Annotated in this window: 23 protein-coding genes; 12 read left to right on the top strand and 11 right to left on the bottom strand. The window is 43.9% G+C overall.

Going from position 1 to position 24,501, the window contains the following annotated elements; all coding sequences use genetic code 11:
• Positions 1 to 38: 38 nt before the first annotated feature.
• From ACO067_RS19410 to ACO067_RS19390, 5 genes are all read right to left on the bottom strand, one after another.
• Positions 39 to 890, bottom strand: coding sequence for a universal stress protein (locus ACO067_RS19410; RefSeq protein ID WP_421877206.1), 852 nt, complete (start codon positions 888 to 890; stop codon positions 39 to 41).
• 79 nt (positions 891 to 969) lie between these two features.
• The gene (locus tag ACO067_RS19405; RefSeq protein ID WP_421877203.1) at positions 970 to 1,869 is read right to left on the bottom strand and encodes a 1,4-dihydroxy-2-naphthoate polyprenyltransferase; all 900 of its coding nucleotides are present in this window, start codon (positions 1,867 to 1,869) and stop codon (positions 970 to 972) included.
• 2 nt (positions 1,870 to 1,871) lie between these two features.
• A complete protein-coding gene (gene argS, locus ACO067_RS19400; RefSeq protein WP_421877201.1) occupies positions 1,872 to 3,662 on the bottom strand; it encodes an arginine--tRNA ligase in 1,791 nt (596 codons plus the stop codon).
• A gap of 7 nt (positions 3,663 to 3,669) precedes the next feature.
• Positions 3,670 to 4,605, bottom strand: a complete 936-nt coding sequence (gene ctlX, locus ACO067_RS19395; protein ID WP_421877199.1) for a citrulline utilization hydrolase CtlX — start codon at positions 4,603 to 4,605, stop codon at positions 3,670 to 3,672.
• Positions 4,602 to 5,516, bottom strand: coding sequence for a dimethylarginine dimethylaminohydrolase family protein (locus ACO067_RS19390; protein ID WP_421877197.1), 915 nt, complete (start codon positions 5,514 to 5,516; stop codon positions 4,602 to 4,604). The genes ctlX and ACO067_RS19390 overlap by 4 nt, the downstream gene beginning before the upstream one ends.
• A 154-nt stretch (positions 5,517 to 5,670) precedes the next feature.
• On the opposite strand from ACO067_RS19390, the gene ACO067_RS19385 reads away from it, so the two are divergent.
• Complete coding sequence (locus tag ACO067_RS19385) at positions 5,671 to 7,065, top strand: arginine decarboxylase (RefSeq protein ID WP_421877195.1); 1,395 nt, start codon at positions 5,671 to 5,673, stop codon at positions 7,063 to 7,065.
• Positions 7,066 to 7,086: 21 nt separating this feature from the next.
• Complete coding sequence (locus tag ACO067_RS19380) at positions 7,087 to 7,833, top strand: polyprenol monophosphomannose synthase (protein ID WP_421877193.1); 747 nt, start codon at positions 7,087 to 7,089, stop codon at positions 7,831 to 7,833.
• Here ACO067_RS19380 and ACO067_RS19375 read toward each other — a convergent pair whose 3' ends face one another.
• Positions 7,834 to 9,051 carry an ABC transporter permease gene (locus tag ACO067_RS19375; protein ID WP_421877191.1) on the bottom strand — a complete coding sequence of 406 codons (1,218 nt, stop codon included), beginning with the start codon at positions 9,049 to 9,051 and terminating at the stop codon, positions 7,834 to 7,836.
• Positions 9,052 to 9,093: 42 nt separating this feature from the next.
• Here ACO067_RS19375 and ACO067_RS19370 point away from each other — a divergent pair, with 42 nt between their 5' ends.
• Positions 9,094 to 10,224: an exo-beta-N-acetylmuramidase NamZ family protein gene (locus ACO067_RS19370; RefSeq protein ID WP_421877189.1), complete on the top strand. Its 1,131-nt coding sequence runs from the start codon at positions 9,094 to 9,096 to the stop codon at positions 10,222 to 10,224.
• 52 nt (positions 10,225 to 10,276) lie between these two features.
• Here the strand turns inward: ACO067_RS19370 and ACO067_RS19365 are convergent, their stop codons facing one another.
• Both ACO067_RS19365 and ACO067_RS19360 read right to left on the bottom strand, forming a co-directional pair.
• Complete coding sequence (locus tag ACO067_RS19365; RefSeq protein WP_421877187.1) at positions 10,277 to 10,888, bottom strand: GldL-related protein; 612 nt, start codon at positions 10,886 to 10,888, stop codon at positions 10,277 to 10,279.
• Complete coding sequence (locus tag ACO067_RS19360) at positions 10,885 to 11,232, bottom strand: PadR family transcriptional regulator (RefSeq protein ID WP_421877184.1); 348 nt, start codon at positions 11,230 to 11,232, stop codon at positions 10,885 to 10,887. Before ACO067_RS19360 ends, ACO067_RS19365 begins: the two co-directional genes overlap by 4 nt.
• Before the next feature lie 79 nt (positions 11,233 to 11,311).
• On the opposite strand from ACO067_RS19360, the gene fmt reads away from it, so the two are divergent.
• A complete protein-coding gene (gene fmt, locus ACO067_RS19355) occupies positions 11,312 to 12,241 on the top strand; it encodes a methionyl-tRNA formyltransferase (protein ID WP_421877182.1) in 930 nt (309 codons plus the stop codon).
• Here fmt and ACO067_RS19350 read toward each other — a convergent pair.
• On the bottom strand, positions 12,210 to 12,380 hold the full coding sequence (locus tag ACO067_RS19350) for a hypothetical protein (protein WP_421877180.1): 171 nt from the start codon (positions 12,378 to 12,380) through the stop codon (positions 12,210 to 12,212). The two genes, fmt and ACO067_RS19350, sit on opposite strands and share 32 nt — an antisense overlap.
• A 46-nt stretch (positions 12,381 to 12,426) precedes the next feature.
• Here ACO067_RS19350 and ACO067_RS19345 point away from each other — a divergent pair, with 46 nt between their 5' ends.
• The 6 genes from ACO067_RS19345 to ACO067_RS19320 all read left to right on the top strand — a co-directional run bounded on the left by ACO067_RS19345 (position 12,427) and on the right by ACO067_RS19320 (position 20,541).
• On the top strand, positions 12,427 to 12,927 hold the full coding sequence (locus tag ACO067_RS19345; protein ID WP_421877178.1) for a dihydrofolate reductase: 501 nt from the start codon (positions 12,427 to 12,429) through the stop codon (positions 12,925 to 12,927).
• Positions 12,928 to 12,929: 2 nt separating this feature from the next.
• Positions 12,930 to 13,313: a hypothetical protein gene (locus ACO067_RS19340; protein WP_421877176.1), complete on the top strand. Its 384-nt coding sequence runs from the start codon at positions 12,930 to 12,932 to the stop codon at positions 13,311 to 13,313.
• Entirely contained in the window at positions 13,300 to 14,097 is a 798-nt protein-coding gene (locus tag ACO067_RS19335; RefSeq protein WP_421877174.1) for an SDR family oxidoreductase, read from the top strand. Before ACO067_RS19340 ends, ACO067_RS19335 begins: the two co-directional genes overlap by 14 nt.
• A 6-nt stretch (positions 14,098 to 14,103) precedes the next feature.
• Positions 14,104 to 18,237, top strand: a complete 4,134-nt coding sequence (locus tag ACO067_RS19330) for a S8 family serine peptidase (protein ID WP_421877172.1) — start codon at positions 14,104 to 14,106, stop codon at positions 18,235 to 18,237.
• 122 nt (positions 18,238 to 18,359) lie between these two features.
• On the top strand, positions 18,360 to 19,493 hold the full coding sequence (locus tag ACO067_RS19325) for a T9SS type A sorting domain-containing protein (RefSeq protein ID WP_421877170.1): 1,134 nt from the start codon (positions 18,360 to 18,362) through the stop codon (positions 19,491 to 19,493).
• A gap of 28 nt (positions 19,494 to 19,521) precedes the next feature.
• On the top strand, positions 19,522 to 20,541 hold the full coding sequence (locus ACO067_RS19320; RefSeq protein ID WP_421877168.1) for an MBL fold metallo-hydrolase: 1,020 nt from the start codon (positions 19,522 to 19,524) through the stop codon (positions 20,539 to 20,541).
• On the opposite strand, the gene ACO067_RS19315 is transcribed toward ACO067_RS19320, so the two are convergent.
• Positions 20,538 to 21,107 carry an EF-hand domain-containing protein gene (locus ACO067_RS19315; protein ID WP_421877166.1) on the bottom strand — a complete coding sequence of 190 codons (570 nt, stop codon included), beginning with the start codon at positions 21,105 to 21,107 and terminating at the stop codon, positions 20,538 to 20,540. The two genes, ACO067_RS19320 and ACO067_RS19315, sit on opposite strands and share 4 nt — an antisense overlap.
• Positions 21,108 to 21,110: 3 nt before the next feature.
• Positions 21,111 to 21,821, bottom strand: a complete 711-nt coding sequence (locus tag ACO067_RS19310) for a DUF4197 domain-containing protein (RefSeq protein ID WP_421877164.1) — start codon at positions 21,819 to 21,821, stop codon at positions 21,111 to 21,113.
• 59 nt (positions 21,822 to 21,880) lie between these two features.
• On the opposite strand from ACO067_RS19310, the gene ACO067_RS19305 reads away from it, so the two are divergent.
• Together ACO067_RS19305 and ACO067_RS19300 are read left to right on the top strand one after the other, a co-directional pair.
• The gene (locus tag ACO067_RS19305; RefSeq protein ID WP_421877162.1) at positions 21,881 to 23,128 is read left to right on the top strand and encodes a competence/damage-inducible protein A; all 1,248 of its coding nucleotides are present in this window, start codon (positions 21,881 to 21,883) and stop codon (positions 23,126 to 23,128) included.
• 53 nt (positions 23,129 to 23,181) lie between these two features.
• Positions 23,182 to 24,486 (top strand): dihydrolipoamide acetyltransferase family protein, encoded by a 1,305-nt coding sequence (locus ACO067_RS19300; protein WP_421877160.1) that lies wholly within the window; start codon positions 23,182 to 23,184, stop codon positions 24,484 to 24,486.
• Positions 24,487 to 24,501: the final 15 nt, after the last annotated feature.

Below are 24,501 nucleotides of genomic sequence, written 5' to 3'. Positions count from 1 at the left end.
AAACAAAAAACCCCGGAAATTCCGGGGTTAAGTTTTTATTATCCATTTTCCAAACCGAAAGTCCAAACCGGAACTTTGGAGTGGTTGACGACATCCTCTGCGATGCTACCTGCCAGGAAGTGTCCAATTCCTTTTCGCTGCTTGGTACCGATAGCTATGAGATCTGCTCCGATATCTTCTGAGTAGGCTAGCACTCCATCCTCTTCATTGGAGAAGTTGTAAGTCTCGTAGGTACAGTTATCAAGATTATGTTCTTTTATAAAATCCTCCATCTGCTTCTTGTCATGTCTGGTAGTTGTAAAGCTTGCTGGAGTATTGATTTTCACCAATCGCAGTTTAGCACCAAACATGGCCTGTAGTTTCTTAACATGAGCGATAAAATCACCCGACACCTCATGAAAGTTAGAGGCAAACACGATATCGTTAACACCATCTAGACTTGCCGGGCCGCTCACTGTAATTACCGGAGCTTTGGAATACCTAACCATACGCTCTGCATTGGAGCCAACAAAAAACTCTTCAGCTCCCGAAGCTCCAGAGGTTCCCATGACCACCAACTCCACTCCTTGAGTCTTGATCTCCTCAGCAAGCTCTTGAAATGGATTACCCAGCACAATCTTGTACTTCAGTGTGATATCCTTGAAGGATTCATCAGCCATAACATCTTCCATGTTAGCCTCTGCTTTCTCGATCATTTTCTTGATCCAGATATTTTCCATCGGGTCAGCAGCAGACACTCCCATGGTTTTAAAATCAGATGGGGTGGGCTGTTCGATGATATTGATAAGGGTAACTGTTTCTGAATTTGCCTTTCTCGCAATCTGGGCAGCAAAATCTAAGGCATGCTTTGCCAGCTCCGAAAAATCGTAGGGAACGAGTATTTTATTCATTGTTCTTTGTTTGACGTTCTTGTACTTTTATATAAGTCTAAGTTAATCAAATCTACGTTTAAACCAATTTTGATTCTGCTCAGAATAATTGCTCACCAAAGCCAAAAAGTAATACAAACAATAGAGTAGTCAATGCCAGTTGCTTCAGATAAGGGTCCAGCCCTTCTGAGGTTTGTTTAATTTTTACAGCACGCGCATTGAAAAACAGTATGGGAGTAACCAGCAAGAACAAGTAGGCTCCAGCTCCCAAGTCTTTTAACAAGCAAAAGCCGAGCATTGCGGCTATGGCACCACCTATTAAAAACCAGTGGTAATAAACTGCATTTTTCCTACCAATGCGAACAGGTATGCTGTATTTGCCAGATGCCTTGTCGGACTCTATATCCCGGATATTGTTGACATTGAGCACCCCTACTGCTAAAAAACCGCAGGACAATGCTGGCAGCAGCACCCAGGCATCCAATGTGCTGGTGTACAAAAAATAGTTACCTCCTACACCTACAAGTCCAAAAAATACTAATACGAAAAAGTCTCCCAGACCTGCATAGCCATAAGGTCTGCTACCTACTGTGTATTTGATAGCGGCGGCAATGGCGCCAAGCCCAAGAGCAATGAATACCAAAACTTTAGCCCATTGATCGCCAAAAGACAACCAAACCAGATATAGTCCAGAACCAAGTGACAACAATGAAAAAGTGATCAGAGCATTCTTCATTTGCCCCTTGGTAATCAGCCCGGAAGAGACCGTGCGTTTAGGACCGGTGCGATGATCTCCATCTACTCCCGAAGACGCGTCACCATAGTCATTGGCGAGATTGGACAGAATCTGTAAAAACAATGTGGTAATCAAGCTCCAGGTAAGTATATCAGCTTGAAAATACCCGTCAATCCCAGCGGTAAAAGCACCCATGAAAATACAGGAGAATGCCAAAGGCAATGTCCGCAATCTAAAGGCTTGTATCCACGCTTTGATCTTCATACTTACATTCTTTCCGGTACACCTATTCCCAGCATGCTCATAGCTGACTTAATCACCTTTGCCACCGAAGCGGAAAGAGCAATTCGGAACTTTACCACTTCCTGATTGTCCTCATTGAAAATAGGCACATCCTGGTAAAACCCATTGTAGGTCTTAGCCAGCTCATATACATACTGAGCCACGAGGGCCGGAGAGTAATCTTTAGCAGCTCCATCAATTACTTTTGGATACTCAGTAAGCTTGTGAATCAAATCGAGCACTCTGGGATGAATCGATTCAACCTTAGCCGGATCAAAATCCTGCCCAATCTCCAAAGATGAAGCACGTCTCAAAATTGCTGAAATCCGAGCATGTGTATATTGAATAAAAGGTCCTGTATTGCCCTGAAACTCGATAGACTCCTGTGGATTAAAAAGCATTCGCTTCTTTGGATCCACTTTGAGCAAGAAGTATTTAAGTGCACCTAGTCCTAAAGTTCTGAAAAGTTCCTCCGCTTCTTCAGCAGTCAACCCTTCAATTTTACCCAACTCTTCCGTTTGCTTTTGAGCTGTATCAAACATCTCCTGCATCAGGTCATCGGCATCTACAACCGTACCTTCCCTGGATTTCATCTTACCTGTCGGCAGATCCACCATGCCATAAGACAAGTGGTACAGACCGTTTGCATAGTCACGGCCAAGCTTATCCATAATCGTGAACAATACCTTGAAGTGATAATCCTGTTCGTTACCCACTACATAGACTGATCGGTTAAAAGGAAAATCTTTATGCTTCAGGTCACAAGTACCAATATCCTGAGTCATATAAACCGAAGTGCCATCTCCGCGAAGCACCAGCTTCTCATCCAGCTTGTCTGCCGTAAGATCCACCCATACTGAGTTGTCTTCCTTCTTGAAAAACACACCATTATCCAGCCCTTCCTGAATGATGTCTTTTCCCAATAAATAGGTATCAGATTCATAATAGACCTTGTCAAATACGATACCCATGGTCTCGTATGAGATGTCAAATCCGTCAAACACCCAGCCATTCATTTGCTTCCAGAGTGCAACCGTGGCTTCATCGCCCTGCTCCCACTTCTTCAGCATCTCCTGAGCTTCTAGCATCAGCGGAGCTTGCTTTTTAGCTTCTTCAGGATCCATTCCCTGATGGATCAGCCCTTCTATTTCTTTCTTGTATTCCTGATCAAACCGCACGTAGTAGTTACCAATGAGCTTGTCTCCCTTGATACCGGTAGAGTCAGGAGTCTCTCCTGCTCCAAACTTCTCATACGCTAGCATGGATTTACAAATATGAATTCCACGGTCGTTGACGAGGTTCACTTTCATCACCTCATGTCCACGAGCAGCCAAAATTCTTGATACGGAGTCTCCGAGGAAGTTATTTCTTAAGTGTCCCAGGTGCAGTGGTTTGTTGGTATTGGGAGAGCTGAACTCCACCATTACTTTCTCACCTGTGGCTTCAAAAGTGCCGTAAGCAGCATCTCCAGATATCTTCTCAAGCACGGAAATCCAGGCTTTTTCAGAAATCGACAGGTTCAGAAACCCTTTGACCACATTGTAATCAGAAACGATGCTGGTATTGGTTTTCAAATAGTCACCAATGGCTTCTCCGGACTGTTCTGGACCTTTTTTGGTATGCCTCAAATAAGAGAAAACCACTAGCGTGTGCGTTCCTTCAAACTCCTTGCGGGTAGGCTGAAGTTCAAAATCACTGACATCTAATTTAAAATCAAAAAGCGCCTGAAACGCTTCAACAATAGCTGTTTTTAACTGCTTATCGATCAAATTCATTGACTATCTATTTCTTTGGCAAAAACACCTCTGCCATCATACATCTTGCACTGCCACCACCGAGTGCCTCTATGGTGTCCAAATTGCTATAAACCAACTCTCCATGAGCAGACAATTGCTTCTTCTGCTCGTCAGTCAGCGACGTGAAAGCTGCTTTGGACATCACTACAAACTTTGCACCCGCGGTGGTTCCGAGTTGGAGCATATTTCCTGCAAATCGGCCTTTTTGTTCTTCGGTAATGAGCACTACTTCCTTATTGGTCTTTTCCAGTGTATCGATCACCTTTTTTCTCTCCTCTTGATCATCAATACTATCGGCACACAACACCGCGAATGTATCGCCCAGGCACATCATTACATTGGTATGATAAATGGGCAACCGCTGGCCATTTACCGTTTGATTAGCTGTGAATGAGACAACTTCAAATCCTGTTTTTTCAGTAAAATCCTCCAGGACATCTGGATTGGTTCGCTCTGAAATAGCAGCATAAGCAATTTCATTCACGCGATCCAGAATCAAACTACCGGTACCTTCCAGAAACTTATTCTTCTTCTCCCAATCAGTGAAACCGTCTATACCAGAGATTTCATAACGCTCACCTAATTTTTGTAGCAAATCATCTCTCCGCTCTAATCGTCTATTCTCCGCATACATCGGATATAGCCAGATCTGTCCATCGTCGTGAAAACTCACCCAGTTATTTGGGAAAATAGAATCAGGAGTAGAAGGATTTGGTGTATCTTCAAACACCTCCACCGTAATGCCCTTTTTCTTAAGCTTAGCCACGAACTTATCAAACTCATCAAGTGCTTTTTGCTGCACTTCCTGGTTTGTTAATCCATCAAGCTTCTTTTGGTAATAGTTATTCACAGCCGTCTGCTCATTCATATAGAACGACACAGGGCGGATCATCATCAGTGTATCGGTTATTTGTCGATTCATTTCCTTCTAAGTGGTAAGGTGGAACATCTCAGCAGTCCTTCCTGTTTGGCAATCTCAGCATAAGGAATCTCTTCCACAGTGATCTCATGACTTCTCAGCCATTCATTGAGACGAGTAAAGCCCTTCTCAGAAACCACTACATCCGGTGCAATCGAAAAAATATTGCTCATCATGTGGTACATCTCGCGCTTGGTGATATGAAACAAGTTGTCCATCCCAAAAAGATCCACCAAATACTGATAATCAGCTTCATCCAAAAAACCTTCTTTGTGAATGATGGCTTTGTCTTTGCCAACGGGCTGAAAACAACAATCCAAATGCAAGGCATTGTCCTCTGCTATGGTGTTCGATTTACTTAAGTTAAAATCCCTTACAATCTTATTAGGGAAAAACTCCTTCAGGAATTCAACTCCTTCACGATTGGTTCTGGCCGTAATGTAATCTGGATAGTCAGCTCCCTTGTAAGTACCTACAAACAAGTGATCCCCATGTATCATCACATCTCCACCTTCCACGTGCACTTCCTCAGGTGGAGTGATCACTTTGTCAGCATCAATTTGCTGAATCACGTAATCAATGGCTTCTAATTCGGGCACTCTATCGGGCAGGATATTGGACTTGAAGAAATAATCATCGATGACAAAAGCAATATCCCTGGCAAATATTTGATTGAGGTCGCTGATCAATTCTGGTCGGTATACCTTCACACCATGTTTCTCAAAAACCGCATTAAACGACTCCATTTCATTCACCATATCTTCCTCCACAGGATATGTACCTGCTTTGATGTGCTCGGCAGATTTGGGGTCATATGCATCTTCCAGCTTAGGAGTGCCGCCGAAACTTTTGGCTGTACCAAGTACTACAGCCTCAAGGGGTGATGTTTCGTCTTTTATGTTTAGCTTGATCATTTGGGTATTTTTGAAAAAATCAGACCGCAAAACTAAATCATTGAAAACATATTTGGGTCTGATCAAATATTAATATTAGCTGCGCAGTGTTTTGCGATTTTTTTGTGATTATTGTGCCGCATTTTAGACTTTGAAACGCTAACGCCTTTCCCCGATGAAAAGCTACTCAGACTTAATAGAACAAACCTTTTACTTCCCTACCAAAGAGTTTCGCGTAGAGAACAACCAGCTATTGTTTCATGATGTAAACCTCATGGACATCATTAAAGAGTATGGAACTCCACTGAAACTGAGTTACTTACCAAAAATCAGTGAAAACATACAATACGCCAAGAAAATCTTCAACGAGGCTATTGCGAAGAACAAATACGATGGGAAATACACTTATTGCTACTGCACCAAGTCGTCCCATTTCCATTTCGTATTAGAAGAAGGTCTGAAAAACGACATTCATATAGAGACCAGTTCGGCGTATGACATCCCGATCATTCGTAGACTGAATGAAACCGGGCACTTCAGCAAGGACCGCATGGTGGTTTGTAATGGATTTAAGCGACCACTTTATCTGGAAAATATCGCCAACCTGATCAATGATGGCTTCAAGAATACCATTCCGGTACTCGACAACCTCAACGAAATCGCTCACTACCATGATCATGTAAAAGGGGAGTTTAAAGTGGGGATCAGAATTGCGGCAGATGAGGAGCCAAACTTTGCGTTTTATACTTCGCGCCTCGGTATACGATACGGAGACATTGTACCGCATTACAAAGAAATGATCGCTGGTACCAAAGCCAAGCTGAAATTACTCCACTTTTTCATCAATACCGGCATCAAAGATTCTGCTTATTACTGGAGTGAACTGAGCCGCTTTATTTACAAGTACTGTGAGCTAAAGAAGATCTGTCCAGATCTGGATACGGTAGATATTGGTGGAGGATTTCCTATTAAAAACTCTCTGGGTTTTGAGTTTGATTACGCTTACATGGCGGACCAGATTGTGTCGAATATCAAATGGATCTGTCAGAAAAACCACGTACCAGTACCAAACATCATCACAGAATTTGGCTCATTCACTGTGGGTGAAAGCGGCGCCACGATCTACTCAGTATTGAACCAAAAACTACAAAACGACAAGGAGCTCTGGTACATGATGGATGGTTCATTTATTACTCATATGCCAGATGTCTGGGGACTCAACGAGAAGTTCATTATGCTTCCTGTAAACCACTGGGATAATCCATTCCACCGAGTCAACATTGGTGGCCTCACGTGCGACTCCCAGGATTATTATGATTCGGAGGCACACATTGGTGAAGTCTTCTTACCGCGAACTGATGAAGACGAAACGCTATACTTCGGATTCTTCCACACCGGTGCCTATCAAGAGTCGCTTGGCGGTTATGGTGGGATTCAGCACTGTCTGATACCCGCTCCAAAGCATATCATCATTAGCAAAGACGAGGATGGAAACATTCAGTCTAGATTGTTTGCACCTGAGCAGGATAGCGAACAAATGATGAAAATATTGGGTTATGGTAAATCATAAATTCACGAGGTAAAAGGAAAAGTGCATAGGAATCTAGTCATCATACCAACGTATAACGAGAAAGAAAATATCCGGGACATTACCCTAGCAGTAATGACTCTTCCTATACCGTTTGAATTGTTGATAATAGATGATGGCTCACCTGACGGTACCGCTGATATTGTAAAAGAACTACAAACAGAACATGAGGGTCGGATCCACCTGATCCAGCGCGAGGGCAAGCTGGGATTGGGAACAGCTTACATCAGGGGCTTTCGATTCGCAATAGAGAATGGCTATGATTACATCTATGAGATGGATGCCGACTTTTCACATAACCCCAACGACCTGGTAGCCTTGTATGAAGCATGTGCAAATGGTGGTGCTGATATGGCCATCGGTTCACGATACATCAAAGGGGTCAATGTGGTCAACTGGCCGATGGGGAGAGTACTTATGTCCTATTTCGCTAGTATCTATGTGCAGCTGGTGACAGGACTACCCATTAAGGACAGCACAGCGGGTTTCAAGTGCTACCATAGGAGTGTACTCCAAACCATCGATCCCGACAAGATCCAGTTCATAGGTTATGCGTTCCAAATAGAGATGAAGTTCAATGCGTGGAAGCATGGGTTCAATATTGTGGAGGTACCCATTATTTTCACCGAGCGAGCCAAGGGAAATAGTAAAATGTCTCGTGGAATCTTTAAAGAGGCAGTCTTCGGGGTGATCCAAATGAAAATTAAAAGCCTATTTAGGAAATACCAGCCACATCACCTGGCACAATAATCAATCGAATCGAATAGCTTTGATCGGTTTGATCCTGGAGATCACTCTCAATGGGATAAACAAGGCGAGAGCGGTAATCCCCACCACAAAAGCGTTGATCCAAAGAACGGCCATCATGTCAAACTTGATAGGCACATGGCTCATGTAGTAATTCTCTGGATCTAAAGGAATCAATTGAAACTGTAACTGAGCCCAGCAGAATACCAGACTGAACAGATTTCCCCAGAATAGACCTTTGAGGATCAGGTTCAGTCCATTGAAAAAGAAGATGCGCCTAATCAATCCATTAGCCGCTCCAAGTGACTTCAACACACCCACCATTTGGGTACGCTCCATAATGAGGATGAGCAAGATACTCACCATGTTAAAAGCAGCAACGAACAGCACCAGTGTAAAAAAGATGACCACATTCCGGTCTAGCAATCGGAGCCAGTCAAAAATCTGCATGTATTTGTCACTGACTTTATCTACATACAGATCAGTATCGGTATTCTCAAAGACCAGGGTTTCCGCCTCATCCATTTTGGAAGGATCGTCCAGGAATATTTCAATACCGCCAACTGTATGATCACCCCAATTATTGAGTCGGCGTACCAGGTTGATATCACCCAGCACTACTTTCTCATCAAAATCTTCCAGACCTGTTTCATAAATCCCGGTGATCTGTAGGTTGCGATATCTGGGACGGTTCTGTGCAAAAAAAGCCAACACCTCATCACCTACTCCCAGTTGAAGGTAGTTGGCAATCTTGGCACTGATTGCCACCTCCGTACCATAGCCTTCTTCGGGAAATTGAGGAAATGACCCAGCCACCATGTGCTTGGAGAATGAAGCCGTATCAAATTGATTATCAAGCCCTTTGATAATAACCCCTTGTACTTCATCGCTCGTTTTAAGTAATCCAGCCATGAAAGCATAAGTCTGGAGATAATCCACTCCAGGCAGGCTGGTAAGTTTGGTCACCAAAGAATCACTAGCGATAATGGAGGTCTGCTCAAAGGATGTGGAGAGCGTGTACTTACTGACTGTCAGGTGTCCACTGAAACTATAGATTTTCTCCTTGATGGTATTCTCAAACCCCTTCAGAATCATGAATGCACAAATGAGTGCTGCCAACGCCACCGCTATGCTCACCACAGCAATCTTATTGATCACCGTAGAGAACGATCCGGTATCATTTTTGGTAATTCTTTTGGATATGAAATACGGTAGATTCAAGATTTGTACTTTTGACAGATGCAATATTACAAGATATCTATATTGAAGCCCTTTCTATTGCTGATCTTTTTGGTGAGCACGTTGCCCAGTCGGTCCCAGACTATCCAGACCGGTGCAGAACGTCTGGATGCCTACCTACCCCTAATCAAGGATAAAAGAGTCGGGTTACTTGTTAATCATACTTCCCTGGTAGGTCAAACGCATCTTACAGACACCCTGCTGTCGTTGGGTATTGCCATCCCAAAAGTATTCAGTCCAGAGCATGGCTTCAAAGGCAACAAGCCAGATGGAGAAAAAATCACCGATGAGACTTCTTCTCGCTTTGAGCTAATATCGCTCTATGGCGATTCCAAAAAACCTACTGTAGAGCAACTGAACGGACTGCAAGTAATGATCATAGACATGCAGGATGTGGGTGTGAGATGTTATACCTATGCCAGCACCATGACCTGGATGATGGAAGCCTGTGCTGAAGCCCGAGTACCGGTAATTGTGCTGGATCGCCCCAACCCTAATGGGAGCTACGTAGATGGGCCTGTATTGGATGAAACCTACGAATCAATTGTAGGGCTGCACCCGATACCGCTGGTGCATGGACTGACGCTTGGTGAGCTGGCACAAATGATCAATGGTGAAGGCTGGCTTAAGGATGGATTGACCTGTGACTTACAGGTGATCCCTGTGATGGGCTGGACTCATGAGATGCCTTATTCACTACCTGTGCCTCCCTCTCCCAATCTCCCAAATGATCTGGCAGTTTCCCTTTATCCCTCACTCGTTTTATTTGAAGGGACTGTTGCTTCGGTAGGCCGTGGCACGGACTATCCGTTTCAGGTGGTAGGCCATCCACAGTTTGCAGGAGGCAGTTTTGGTTTTACTCCGCATCCAAATGAAGGATCTAAATACCCTCCACTCGAAGATCAGCTCTGCGTTGGCGTGAGTTATATTGGGCAGAAGCCCAGCTACTCCCTGAATATCGAATTACTTATGCGGTTTTATAGAAACACGGAAGTGGATGTGTTTTTTAATGATTACCTCACCAAGCTCGCCGGAACTAAGAAACTCCGAAAACAAATAGAAGACGGAAAAAGCGAGTTGGAGATCAAGTCGAGTTGGGAGAATGATCTAACCGAGTATCATGAGATAAGAAAAAAGTACCAACTCTATAAATGAGAAAAAGTCCTAACCGCATGGTCAGGACTTTTCAAACCCGTTAATTTGTTTCTTACATCTCCTCAACGGAGGATTTATACATTCTGAAAAACAGAAATGGTAAATAGCCAAAACCAAAAATCAGAAATGAGGACATCAACAAGATATTGGCTCCCATCAAATGATTTAACTTGAATAAGCTACTTGCTAAGAAAAGTAACAAACTCAAGATTCCAAAAATCCATTTCATCCGTTCTGAAAGCACTTCCTGAACCAGAGACTTGTATTTATTGATAAGAATCAATGGTACGAAAATAAAGGCTAAACCAAATGTTCCGATCATCAGCTGCAGGTTAGCTCCGGGCCAATGCAATATCTTAAATAGAGCACCGACACTAAGAGTTACGGAAAAAATAAACCCGGAAATGTAGGTCATTCGTTTCATGTTCATAATTTTGTTATAGTTAAGTAAAAAAAGAGTTTCATTTTGGATCTCACCGTACCCGTTTGGTGAGGTTTGAAGAAATGCTTTTTGATAGGCCTGATCGAAAGACAGGCCTTTTTTTGTTTCCATTTCTATTAGACAGCACATGTGATCCAGCAAGTCATCCCGCAGCGACTTGCTCTTCACATCTGCAGCTACAATCTGTTTTTCAATAAAATCAACTTGTTCATCAGTAATCATATCGCTGGCATGCTATTTAGATCATTGAAAATCACTTTTTGGATGGTCTCAAGAAAATCTTTCAATTCCGCCATCTGCGTATCTTTTTCTTTCTTACCCTTTTTGGTTAGAAAATAGTACTTGCGGACACGCTTCCCGATGCTTTGCTCTTCATATCCAAGTATCCCATCATTCAAAAGCTTGTGCAAAGCAGGGTACAATGACCCATCCTTCAGCAAGATCTTACCATCGGTTAGTTCCTTCACCCGCTGAGAAATCTCATAACCATACATTTTCTCGTTCTCTTCCAGGAGCTTCAAAACCATTACCCCGATCGTTCCTTTTAACAGTTCTTTTGAATACATAGGACAAATATACATAGATTTATGATGTATCAAAATTCTTAGTAAAATATTTTATTGATGATCACTAGCTTTGCCCCACATGAATAATCTGAGAATAGTGTTTATGGGGACTCCAGAATTTGCGGTAGCATCCCTGCAAAAGCTGGTAGAAAATCATATGAATGTGGTAGCAGTGGTCACTGCACCGGATAAACCGAAAGGACGTGGAAAGAAACTGGGCACTTCTCCAGTGAAAGATTACGCATTAGAGGTCGGGATCCCTGTTTTGCAACCGACTAACCTTAAAAGCCCCGAATTTCAAGATGAGCTGAAATCCTACAAAGCAGACTTGCAGGTAGTGGTAGCTTTCCGAATGCTACCTGAAGCTGTATGGAACATGCCTCCTCTGGGCTCCTTCAACTTGCATGGATCACTTTTGCCTGACTACAGAGGCGCAGCCCCTATCAACTGGGCCATCATCAATGGAGAAAAAGAGACCGGTGTAACCACCTTCAAACTGAAACACGAGATTGACACGGGAAATATTTTGCTTCAGCACAAAGAACCCATCCACTATGACGATACAGTAGGCTCGGTGTATGAGCGCTTGATGCTAAAAGGTGCAGAACTCGTAGTAAAGTCCGTCAAAATGATTCAAAGTGGGCATTATGAGCTAAAACCTCAGCCCGAGGTTTCTGAAGATAAACATGCTCCTAAGATTTTTAGAGAGGACTGTGAAATAAACTGGGAACAACCCTCTGAGATTATCCGAAACTTTATTCGCGGACTTAGCCCCTATCCGGCGGCATGGACTACTCTAGACAACCTCACTTTCAAAATATACCTGGCAGAACTGAGCCCAAGGACATACAATGCTCCAGTTGGTTCATTCCAATCTGACGGCAAGACCTACCTGGATGTGAAAACTAAGGATGGGGCGCTTGCACTAACGGATGTCCAACTACAAGGCAAGCGAAGGATGTCAACGGAGGAGTTTCTCAGGGGTTACCATTGGAAGGACGAGCACTAAAGTATTGGATAGGAAGTGAAAGCGGGCCTATCAGCAATGACAGCAGCACCCATTCATATGGATCTTGTTTTTGCTTGTTGGCCAGAATGATATTTCCGGTAACCGAGATAAAACAAACAGCAAGAAGTGCTATTAACATGGTATTTCTTTTTCTTTGAATACGATTAATTGAATTCCAAGGTTTTATGAAAATATCCATGATCGCAGCTATGGGTCAAAACAGAGTAATCGGAAAGGATAATGACATTCCGTGGCACTTACCTGATGACTTTCAATACTTCAAGAACACCACCAAGGGACATTACGTGCTAATGGGTAGAAAAAACTTTGAATCACTCCCTCCGCGGTTCAAACCCTTGCCTGATCGGCCAAATGTGGTAATTACAAGGAACAAGCAGTATCAGGCAGAAGGTGCTGTGGTGGTCAACAGCCTGGAGCAGGCAATCGAAAAAGCCAAAATGAAGGATGAAACGGAAGCCTTCATCATCGGTGGTGGAGAAATCTACCAACTTGGACTCGATTTGGCTGACACTATTTATCTCACCGAAATCAATGGCAGTTTCGAAGGAGATACACATTTCCCTGAATTTGATAAAACCATTTGGCAAGAAACCAGCCGCCAACACCACCCCGCGGATGACAGACATCAATTCTCATTTGATTTCGTAGTTTATAAAAAACACTAACCATGGATGCACATAAAAGACTCCTGAGCATACTACACATTGTATACGGCTCACTCAATTTACTCTTCTTTCTCATAGTCCATTTGGTACTGGAAACGGTCCTACCATTTATCGAAAATGAACTGGAGGGTGACAGCAATGAACTAATGATCGTCAAAACGGTGTTTATGTTTATTCATTCGCTGTTTTTCATCCTAATTATCCTATTCCCACTTCCATCAATTGTAGGGGGAATTGCGCAGCTGAGAGGTAAAAGCTGGGGATTAACAGTGATGATGATTTCGGGATGTTTGTCCTTATTAAGTATTCCATTGGGAACCGCTTTGGGCATTTACACCATTTACGTTTACGTGCAGTCTAGCAAACCAGAAAATGACGAAAATTAAAGATCAGGTAGTGATGATTACTGGGGCTTCTTCAGGCATAGGTGAGGCCCTCACCTATCAGATGTCCCAAATGGGCGCTAAACTAATCATCTCTGCAAGGCGCAGAGAAGAGCTGGAGCGTGTCAAACAAAACTGCCCCAATCAAGAAGATATTCATGTACTCACTTTAGATCTTGCAGACAGCTTTGCCATAGGTCAAAAAGCCAAAGAAGCAGAGTCTATCTACGGACACATAGATATCCTGATTAACTGTGGCGGGATCAGCCAGCGCGACAAAGCGATCAATACAAATCTCGAAGTAGACCGCAAAATCATGGAGGTCAACTACTTTGGGACGATAGCTCTGACTAAGGCGTTACTACCAAAAATGGTTAAAAGAAAGTCAGGTCACCAGGTGATTATCACATCCGCAGTTGGAATCATCAGTACACCTTTTCGGTCTGCCTATTCGGCTTCAAAGCATGCGCTACACGGCTTCTACGATGCATTGCGTGCTGAACATCATGCGGATGGCATCAAAGTAAGCATCATCTTGCCGGGTTTTGTAAAGACTCAGATCAGTGTCAATGCCCTGATGGGTGATGGCTCCAAACAAAACAAAATGGACAATGCACAAGATCAGGGATTGACTCCTGAAGAATGCGCACAAAAAATCATTTCTTCTATTGAAAAAAACAAGGAGGAGGTCTACATAGGCGGCTTCAAAGAAGTGGCTGGAATCTATGTGAAAAGATTGTTCCCCAAGCTTTTCTCGAAAATCGTGAGAAAAGCTGCTGTAACCTGATAGCCATTGACCAAACTGTATACATACGTCCTTTTACTATGGTGCATTCTCAGTTTACCGGCTTTTGGCCAGCAAGCTGAAATTGTAAAGGGACAGCTATACCTTAAACTGAAGGCAGAATCGACCCACAGAGCAACCAATAACCTCCATTTAACCGACATCCCTAACCTCACTGGGTATGAACCAATGAGAAAGCTTTCTAAGACCAAGCGGCAAGCCCCTTCAGTGCTCGATGGATTATACAAAGTAGAGGTGGATCAGAACACAGATATACAAAGCTTGTGTGATGAGCTGAGCAGATATGCCAACGTCATTTACGCTCAACCCATTTATTTAGAAGAGCTCCTGTTCATACCCAACGACCCTGCCATCACCGCTGGGTCACAAGGCTATCTGGACGTCATTCAGGCATTTGATGCATGGGATATTGACACAGGTGATAGCACCATTGTCATTGGTATAAGTGACACAGGAATCAACCTCAACCATGATGACTTACGGGATAAGATCTACACCAACCACAATGACCCTTACAATGGGATCGATGATGACAACAATGGATACATAGATGATTATCAGGGGTATGATTTTGCTGATAGTGATAGTCTGGCACTAGCCGAAACCAGTCAGCATGGATCCAGGGTAGCTGGTATTGCCGGAGCCAATACCAACAATGGCATAGGCATCGCTGGAGTGGGCTATCAGTGCAAGATCAGTTCGCTAAAAATCTTCAAAAATGATGAAAACACATCAACCAATGCTTACGAATCCATCATCTATGCAGCAGACAATGGCTATGATGTGATCAACCTATCATGGGGTTCGGCCAACACCTATAATCCGGCTGCTCAGGATATTATCAACTATGCTGCCGTGGAAAATGATGTGGTCATAATAGCTGCTGCCGGAAATACTTCTACTGATGTACCTTATTATCCTGCCAGCTATGACAATGTACTCTCTGTTGCCGCAACCAATCTCAATGACGCCAAGGCATCCTTCTCTTCATATCATTACAATGTAGACATTACCGCTCCGGGTAACGCCATTTACTCTACAGATGCTAACAACTCCTATGGATCTGACAATGGCACCTCCTACAGCTCTCCAATGGTAGCTGGCGCTGCTGGTCTACTCAGAAACCTGGAACCCAACTTACGAGCCAGACAGGTACTGGAACGTCTCCGTGTAACCTCAGACAAGATTTATAACGTCTCTTCCAATTCCCAGTTCGTAGACAAACTTGGGTATGGCCGCCTGAACATTAAGCGTGCGCTAGAAGCCTCGGGCGACACCTTAAAATCCATTCGCATTGCTGAATACTCGTACAGCAATGGACACACAAATAAACTGTACTATGGAGACTCAATTGAGATTACTTTAAAACTGATCAACTACCTGGGCACTTCCAATGCACGAGTTTCACTTTCCTCCTCGTCAGAGTACTTCATTGTGGATGATGAATCCTCTGTGCAGTTACCAACTCTCGGTACTCTGGACACCTTATCCATCACGATCAAGAGATGTCGACTGTCAGATGAAACACCAACTGACCTAACCATTCCAATCCGCGTCACTTTTGAGGATGGAAATTACCAGGATTTTGAATACATCGAGATCCAGACCGAACCGGATCAGGTACGTCTGGATAATGGAAACCTTACCTTGACAGTCGGTGGAGATGGAGATCTGGGCTATACCAATGACAATTTTCTGGGAGGATCAGGCCTCATCTGGCAAGGTGAAACCCTCGCCAATCGTATCAACTTTTTCGTGGCACTGGACTCTCAGCAAGTTTCAGATAATTTCTACGCTGAAGTCCTCGGCACCAGCAGAAAGAAAGACTTTATCGTGAACCGCCCGTCAAAACTCATTGCTCATGAGGCGGTAGACTTCCTCGCCATCAGCACGTTTTCGGATGACTCAGCCTCCTCGCCGGGAAATCTGCAGATCACTCAACAGACCATTACAAACCTTCAGGTAGATTATCTAATACAGGAATACTATATTGGCAACTGGTCAGCCACCAACTATCTGCTGAGCAATGGAATGTATATAGACTGGGGACTGGGTGCAGCCAGAGATAACCGAAGCTTCTATCAAGATAGTATTCATGCAATAATTAGTTTTAGTAGTGACAGTAGTCTTTTCGTTGGCATTACTTCCTACTATGATACGCTGCCTATCCACCAAAGTCTGGACCAGGACTCATGGAACAACAATTCTCCGGATGTTGAAGGAGAGTGGACCGATAGTCTCATCTTTTCATTGGCTACCCAGAGTCAATTTGATTCTGCCGGATGGCTCAATGCTGGGAATGACATTGCTTCGCTAATGGCAGATGACTCCATCTCATTGGCTGCAGGAGGCTCTTCCAAAGCTGCCTATCTCATTGCATTCGGAGCTACCTATGATGATGTGGTTGCCTCACTTGATTCAGCACGAAGTGTTTATGAGTCCTACCTCAGCAACCCAATTCTAATGGAGGAGTTTGTCAGCTGTGAAGGAGCCGCTCTCGCTATCGACCTGGACTCTGGTGACGAATTTGCGTTTTTTAGTGATCCTCTGGGCAACAATCAAATTGCAACAGGTGACACCTTGCAAACCGGTCCTATCTCTCAAGATACTTCATTTTACGCCCGAAATCTCGACGGATTGTATCCCAGCGATCTCTTTCGGTTTGATGTCAAACTGGTAAGTCAGGTAGCTCAATTTCAGATGTCTACAGATACCTTGTTGCTCGACCTGCCAGTAAACAATGTAACCTTCACTGATCAAAGCTTCCGACCAACCTCCTGGCATTGGGACTTTGATAATGGGACTCAAGCCACCGTTCAAAACCCAACTGTGAGTTTTTCAGAAGAGGGAACCTATCAGATTTCCCTAACTGTCAGCAATGAGTTGGGGTGCTCGGAAACATTTTCTCAAGAACTACTCGTGGCATCCAGATCACCAAAGCCAGATGTCCAGGACACCTGGATTTGTGCGGGGGAAGATCTCATGCTAGAGGCCACTAATACCGATAGTTTGGCAGTATACCTTTATGAGACTGATGAATCTCCTTCATTGATAGTCAATACTCTGGAAATACAGAACCTACAACATGATACCACTTTGTACTTGACCAACCTTGCCGGTGAGTTCGAAAGCCTCAAAAAGGAGGTCAACATCATCGTGCAAACGTATGAGGCTAGTTTTCAGGTAATTCCAGATACTTCTACCGTCGAAACAGCCGTGCTGCTGATCAACACCTCGCCCGATTTACAATCGTCCAACTGGATCATTGAAGGAGACAATGCTGGTACCAATGATCGTATCAGTATCCCAATAACAGGAAGTACTCTGGATGTTTCGCTGACCGCTACCTCTACTTTGGGTTGCATTGCTACCTCATCAGAGGTGATTTCTTTTGTCCCATCTCCATTACCAACTATTGCGGAAATGGTTACTTGTTATGGAACAGACATTACCATCAGTCCAGCTAATGGAAATGTTTTTGCATTTTATGCTGAAAGCTCACTTTCAAACCTGCTACACAAAGGATCCGCATTTACTATAGATAGCCTTGTAACTGAATCTACCCTATATATCACTGGTTTGGACAGCATACTTCCTTCTGCTCCTGTGGAGCTTAACCTGACTCCACAAAAACCTGATGTGAGCATTTCTGCAGCGCCTGATACACTCTATCTGGATGAACAACATACGGTAACATTTACTGCTCAGGGTGAAACCATTCATAGCACTGAGTGGTATCGTGATGGTACCTATTATGACAACAGCGCATCGATCATTGCATTCTTTGATCAGGCGCGGAACTATGAATTGATACTCTACGTCACAGACCCTGATGCCTGTACAAATAGTGATACACTCAACTATCCAGTATATAACAGCAGACCGACTACACCACTATCGAGTGCTCAGAACAGTGAGCTGATTTACCCCAACCCAACCCATGGAGCCATCAATATTGACCTGACAGGAGACTTCTTTATTCGGATTTTAGATCTTACTGGCAAGGAGCTGATTCATATGATAGGTACTCCATATATGGACCTCAATCTACCAAAAGGGACCTATTTTGTAGAGATCGAAATCCAATCCACTACCATTCATCGTAAGTTGATCATCGAGTAAAGTAGGGTATTGATGAATATCCACGTTTTAATAATCGAAAAGGCTTATTGAAGCATAAATCTTTGATATACTTTTGCCTATCGCTAACCGAAACCAGAAATAGACATTAACCAATCACTTTGATGATTAAACATTTTTTATTGATTTTAAGTGTTTTTATAGCCACTTCATCTGCATTTGCACAGACATCCATCACTGATGGAACCTGGGAAAGTAATGCTACCTGGAACACGGCTTCACCGGGAATAACAAACATCAACCGAAGAACCATCACCGTAGACCACAAGGTTTATGCAGGGACTGGCACTTATTCTGGTTTGACTTTTAGTACTTCCGGAGGAGGAGGTGGTCCATACATTCTTACGGTTAATGACACATTGATCATTTATGGAAATGTAACCTTCTCTTCCAACTCCATGGATTTGGTCATCAATAACTGCATGATAGTCATTGGTAACCTAACACTGGAAAATAAGACGGATATCAACTCTGGTGGCACCTTAGTGGTGACTGGTACAATCGACAAAAATGGTGGTACTGGCTCTTACTCAGGCACAGGAACAGTCTATGCGGGTGGTTATGACTCTGGAGCAGACTCATACTTCCCTGGAGATACCGGAACTGACGGTGACCAGCAACAGACCATCGGAGATTTAACCACCGACAATACTGATGGATCCTTAACCGACATTATTGAATTCATTGATTCTGGAGGAGCGGTTCCTTTGCCAGTTACATTAGGATCTTTTACATCGCTGACCCAGCAGAGAACCATTGAACTACACTGGACCACTCTAGCCGAAAAGGATTTCGAATACTTTGAAGTCAGAAGAGGTGATGCGGATGGGGTATTCCAATCAATGGGTAGATTAAATGCACAAGGAACAACCAACAGCCCAACAGACTATTTCTGGTCAGATGAGCGACCTCTTGTAGGAGTAAATTTCTATCAGCTAGTAGCTCATGATCTGGATGGATCTTTTGAGGAGTTCGCACCAATTGTAGTGATGTTTGAGCCAAAAGACGTGTCCTTTCGTGCCTACCCCAACCCAGCTCCGGCTCAAAGTCAGATTCGCTTTGATATACCCGGAGGCCAATACAAAATCACCATCTTCGACATAAACGGACAAAAACTTGGCAACTATGAGACGTCTTCTGATTCCATGCAATTGCCAGCAAGCCTGACTAAGGGAATATACCTGTTAAAAATAGAATTTAACGGACTTACCAGGAATCAGCGGCTGATCATTGACTAATTAATCCTCAAAAGCTTTATTTTGGAGCATGATATATGCAGTCATCGCTCTAGTAATCGTTGCTTTTCCATTTCTGGTTGGAATCAGTCTTAGTGCGCCTGGTCACAAAGGTCCTAAGACGGATCATTTTAATGGCACTCAGTTCATCAACCCAGGCGGTATTAAAGCCAAAGGCTTTTCAGATGTCCTCCGGTGGATGTTTAGTCGGGATCAAGGGGCATGGAAGTATAATTATGAAACATCCATCGGTCCTAAACCTGTAGATTCCAGCACTGACTTAGTGGTCACTTTTGTGAATCACAGCACCTTTCTAATCCAGTGGAACAACCTCAATCTCCTGACAGATCCTGTATGGAGTGAGCGATGTAGCCCTTACTCCTTTGCGGGTCCCAGAAGAATGCGACCTCCGGGCATTCGATTCGAAGACCTCCCACCTATCGATGCTATACTGCTAAGCCATAATCATTACGACCACCTGGATATCACCACCCTCAAACGTATCCATCAACAGGATGACCCGGTATTTATCGTACCTCTGGGTGTGGAGCGCTACCTGGCACAACATGACATCACTAAGTGCGTGTCACTGGACTGGTGGCAGTCCACCTCCATAGGGCTGGATATCATGGCAACTCCAGCTCAACACTTTAGCAGCCGAGGTATGCTAGACCGGGACAAAACACTGTGGTGTGGATATACACTCACTAATGGTGAGCAAAAGCTGTATTTCGCTGGTGATAGTGGCTATGGAGACTTCTTTAAAGAAATCGGTAAAAAGGCAGGTCCCATGGACGTATCGCTAATCCCCATTGGTGCTTACCAGCCCAAGTGGTTCATGTCTCCCATACATGTATCACCTGATCAAGCCATTCAAATTCATCGCGATGTTAAGTCCAAAAAAAGCATCGCTATGCATTTTGGCACCTTTCCGTTGGCCGATGAAGGTCAGGGCAAGGCTGAAGAAGATTTAATCCTTGGTCTTGAAAAAAGTGGTATTGAGCAAAAGCAATTCGTCATCCCAGAGGAAGGGGAACCAATTTCCTTTTAAACCCAACGAGCGTTTTCCCAAAAGCCAAAGAGCCAGTTGCCAGCGGCATCCTCACTGTCACTTCGGAAAAACTCTCGAATCGCCTCTAACAATTCGTCTCGGCTGATCAGATCGTCTTTGTTTTTATCCATTTGGTTGAAAGCCCTGGTAGAATGTTTGATTTCAATACGATAAGCCATGAATAAATCCAGGTATTCGTTTAAACTCAAATAGCCATCACCATTCGTATCGAACAAGTCAATGATCTCAACGGCTACTTGATGGATGTGACGTTCGTACAGATCTTCGGCACCATTGACGATGTGCTGATCCGCAAACTGGAGCCATTCCTCCAATGTGGCGTGTTCACTATCTCCTTTACCGATGAATTGATGGAAATCCTTCCATATCTGAGTACACCGCTGGATACTCGCCTGATACTCTGGACTTCCCACCTTAAATCCCCAAAGTGTGCTTAGGTTTTGCCCAATGCTGATGAAATCATTTTTTTCGAGGGTTTGACTTTTGTCAAAGTCGAGCACATTGAAATAATGCGTGAGTTTACTATGCTGCAGTTCTGTAAGCATTAATTAATCCTGTTTGGCAAATACTTTCTTCAATAACTCAGTGGTTCTAGCGGCTGGATTGTCCCGAATCTTCTTTTCTTCATCTGCTACCAACGTAAACAGGCCTGCCAGTGCCCTCTCGGTAGCATATTCATCCAGATTAGGGTTTACCTTGTCTACAAAAGGGATCTTGTTGTAAGTATTGACCAGGTCGCTGTAATACTTGGTGGCACTTGTTTGATCCAGGGCTTTTTTGATCACTGGTTGAAACTTGTTCTTCAGCTGTGCAGACGTTTTATCTTGTAGGTACTGGGTAGCTGCATTGTCCTGTCCTTTCAGAATCCCCCAGGCATCCTGTACCGTCATTCCTTTGATGGCACTGACAAAAATCGGTTTTGCCTCCTTTGCAGCTTCTTCAGCACCATGATTGAGTGTTTCCACAAATCGATCTACCTGATTTCCCAGGCCTATTTCCCGAAGCTTGTCCTCCACACGTTGCACCTCCGGCGGAAAGGGTATCTTGATTTTGGGGTTGCCTAGAAAACCATTGACCCTGGAAGCATCTGCCGTACTTGATTCAGCTCCTTTCACCAGTGCCTCTTTCAATCCGGCGATCACCTGATCAGTGGTCAGCTCCTCTGACTCCATGTAATCACCGAGTGTTTGCTGAATTTGCTGCACAGTACAACCAGTGAATAAAAAAATCAGGCAGAGTGAAAATAAAACAAGTCTCATACTTCAAAGATTATATAATTTGCGTTCCTTAAAACTATATAGAATAAAGCAGATTGCTCATGCCCACAACAGCCGAAATCATTTCCATAGGCGACGAACTTTTATATGGACAAACACTTGATACCAATTCCCATTGGATCAGTAGTCAGTTAGACTTAATTGGGATCAAAGTAAGGCGCAGAACCACCATCGGAGATGTGGAAGAAGAAATCCTCTCCACCCTAAGGGAAGCTGAGCAACGAGCCGATATCATCCTGATAACTGGAGGCCTTGGCCCCACTAATGATGACCTGACCAAACCTCTTTTGGCGAAATACTTTAACGTTGGTTTGAAACGTAATGAAGAGGCTCTGGCAGAAATCACAGCACTATTTGAAAGCAAGGGACGTGAACTATCTGGAGCAAACAAACAACAGGCCGACTTACCAGAAAACTGCACCAAGTTGACCAATAAAATGGGTACAGCCCCTGGAATGTGGTTTGATGAACGGCAAACGATTTTTGTATCCATGCCAGGGGTACCTTATGAGATGAAGGAAATCATGACATCTCAGGTACTCCCACGACTAAAAGAACGTTTTTTTGGTGGCATCATCTTGCATCACATTATTCGAACTGTAGGAATTCCGGAATCTACTTTGGCGGAGAAACTAGTAGACTGGGAAAAAAACCTCCCACCTCAGCTCAAACTAGCATACCTACCCAGTATGGGTCAGGTAAAGCTCCGGCTAACGGCTATTGGTGATGATCAGTCGGCACTTCAGCAATCGATAGACGAACAGGTGGCGCAGGCACTTCCACTCATAGAGAAGTACGTCTACGGTTTTGGTAACGATGAATTGGAAAAAGTGGTAGGCGATACGTTGCTGAAGGCTGGAAAATCCATTGCCTTTGCGGAAAGCTGTACGGGTGGATACCTCTCACACATGATCACTTCAATTCCTGGCAGTTCTGCTTATTTCAAAGGATCGATCATTTCATATGATTATGATGTAAAAGTCAATTCACTTGATGTGAATAAAGCAGAAATGGAAGAAAAGGGAGCCGTCAGTGAAGAGGTCGTTTTACAAATGGCTAGAGCTGTTCGTGAGAAGCTCCATGCAGACATAGGACTGTCCATAAGTGGTGTTGCCGGGCCAGGAGGTGGTACCGAAGAAAAACCTGTCGGAACTGTATGGATAGCCTATTCAGACAAGGAAAAAACTGTAGCTAAGAAATTTAATTTTTCTAAGGATAGAATTCTCAATATAAAATTTAGTGCGTTAGCCGCCCTAAACATGTTCAGAATTCACTTTTCCAGCAATTGACGAAATTATTTATCTTTGTAGAACCCGAAAATAAACAACAAACAAAATATTCTATGGCTCAAGTAGAAATGGTCATGCCCAAAATGGGCGAAAGCGTAATGGAAGGAACTGTGCTTTCCTGGCTTAAAAATATTGGCGATTCAATAGAGGAAGATGAATCCATCCTGGAGGTAGCTACCGACAAGGTGGACACGGAAATCCCATCCACTCATGCAGGAGTTTTGAAAGAAATCCTGGCTCAGGAAGGTGATGTAATTGAAGTAGGCAAACCAATTGCCATCATAGAAACGGATGGTGAAGCTGCCAGCACCCCAGCAGAAACACCAGCTCCAGAGGAGAAAGAAGCTGTAGAAACAGCCGAAAAAATTATGGAAACAGCCTCCTCAGCTGTGGCATCCGACCCGATACCGTCCAAGTCTGGTGATAAATTTTTCTCTCCACTAGTCAGAAACATCGCTAAGGAAGAAGGTATTTCATTAGGTGAATTGGAAAAGATCGATGGAAGCGGTCAAGACGGCAGAGTAACTAAAAAAGATATCCTGGCGTATGTGAAAGATCGTCAAAACGGATCCTCTACCAGTGCTCCAGCACCAGCGGCTAGTACTCCTGCATCCAGACCAGCTCCTCAGCCAATGCCGGTGACCGTCAGTGGTGAAGACGAAATCATAGAGATGGATCGCATGCGCAAGATGATTGCTGATCGCATGGTGGCCTCTAAGCAGATTTCTCCACACGTCACTTCTTTTGTGGAGGCAGATGTGACTGTAATGGTCAACTGGAGAAATCGGATGAAAAACGAGTTTAAAGAAAGAGGTCAGGCGCTTACCTTCACTCCGATCATGATTGAGGCGGTGGTGAAAGCCATCCGTGACTATCCTATGATCAATGTGCAGGTAGACGGCAACAAGATCGTGCGCAAAGGTGAAATCAATATCGGTATGGCGGTGGCTTTACCAACAGGTAACTTGATTGTGCCAGTAATCCATCGTGCAGATCAGCTCAACCTGGTTGGTCTTACCGAAAAAGTAAATGACCTGTCCAGAAGAGCACGAGACAACAAATTGAAACCGGATGATCTGCAGGGCGGAACGTATACCGTGTCTAACGTTGGGTCTTTCGGAAATGTGATGGGAACTCCGATCATCATGCAGCCACAAGTCGGTATTTTGGCACTCGGTGCGATTCAGAAAAAGCCATCCGTGGTAGAAACACCTCAAGGTGATTTCATTGGCATTCGTCATAAAATGTTCCTTTCTCACAGTTATGATCACCGTGTGGTAGACGGTGCTCTTGGAGGAATGTTTGTGAGACGTGTAGCTGATTACCTCGAGCAATTTGATAAAGATCGTACGGTCTAGCACATAGCTGATGAC

The organism is Marinoscillum sp. (genome assembly GCF_965229915.1).
Taxonomy (GTDB): Bacteria; Bacteroidota; Bacteroidia; order Cytophagales; family Cyclobacteriaceae; genus Marinoscillum.
Note: the sequence above shows the minus strand (reverse complement) of the source record. Positions and strands in the feature narration are given on the sequence as shown.

Bases quoted from the DNA above. Each gene is read 5' to 3' on its own strand.
- ctlX (WP_421877199.1), bottom strand. From the start codon at position 4,605: ATGAATCGACAAATAACCGATACACTGATGATGATCCGCCCTGTGTCG.
- ACO067_RS19365 (WP_421877187.1), bottom strand. From the start codon at position 10,888: ATGATTACTGATGAACAAGTTGATTTTATTGAAAAACAGATTGTAGCT.
- argS (WP_421877201.1), bottom strand. From the start codon at position 3,662: ATGAATTTGATCGATAAGCAGTTAAAAACAGCTATTGTTGAAGCGTTT.
- ACO067_RS19305 (WP_421877162.1), top strand. From the start codon at position 21,881: ATGCCCACAACAGCCGAAATCATTTCCATAGGCGACGAACTTTTATAT.
- ACO067_RS19335 (WP_421877174.1), top strand. From the start codon at position 13,300: ATGACGAAAATTAAAGATCAGGTAGTGATGATTACTGGGGCTTCTTCA.
- ACO067_RS19390 (WP_421877197.1), bottom strand. From the start codon at position 5,516: ATGATCAAGCTAAACATAAAAGACGAAACATCACCCCTTGAGGCTGTA.
- ACO067_RS19410 (WP_421877206.1), bottom strand. From the start codon at position 890: ATGAATAAAATACTCGTTCCCTACGATTTTTCGGAGCTGGCAAAGCAT.
- ACO067_RS19385 (WP_421877195.1), top strand. From the start codon at position 5,671: ATGAAAAGCTACTCAGACTTAATAGAACAAACCTTTTACTTCCCTACC.
- ACO067_RS19320 (WP_421877168.1), top strand. From the start codon at position 19,522: ATGATATATGCAGTCATCGCTCTAGTAATCGTTGCTTTTCCATTTCTG.
- ACO067_RS19300 (WP_421877160.1), top strand. From the start codon at position 23,182: ATGGCTCAAGTAGAAATGGTCATGCCCAAAATGGGCGAAAGCGTAATG.
- ACO067_RS19325 (WP_421877170.1), top strand. From the start codon at position 18,360: ATGATTAAACATTTTTTATTGATTTTAAGTGTTTTTATAGCCACTTCA.
- ACO067_RS19315 (WP_421877166.1), bottom strand. From the start codon at position 21,107: ATGCTTACAGAACTGCAGCATAGTAAACTCACGCATTATTTCAATGTG.
- ACO067_RS19405 (WP_421877203.1), bottom strand. From the start codon at position 1,869: ATGAAGATCAAAGCGTGGATACAAGCCTTTAGATTGCGGACATTGCCT.
- ACO067_RS19340 (WP_421877176.1), top strand. From the start codon at position 12,930: ATGGATGCACATAAAAGACTCCTGAGCATACTACACATTGTATACGGC.
- fmt (WP_421877182.1), top strand. From the start codon at position 11,312: ATGAATAATCTGAGAATAGTGTTTATGGGGACTCCAGAATTTGCGGTA.
- ACO067_RS19350 (WP_421877180.1), bottom strand. From the start codon at position 12,380: ATGTTAATAGCACTTCTTGCTGTTTGTTTTATCTCGGTTACCGGAAAT.
- ACO067_RS19310 (WP_421877164.1), bottom strand. From the start codon at position 21,821: ATGAGACTTGTTTTATTTTCACTCTGCCTGATTTTTTTATTCACTGGT.
- ACO067_RS19360 (WP_421877184.1), bottom strand. From the start codon at position 11,232: ATGTATTCAAAAGAACTGTTAAAAGGAACGATCGGGGTAATGGTTTTG.
- ACO067_RS19345 (WP_421877178.1), top strand. From the start codon at position 12,427: ATGAAAATATCCATGATCGCAGCTATGGGTCAAAACAGAGTAATCGGA.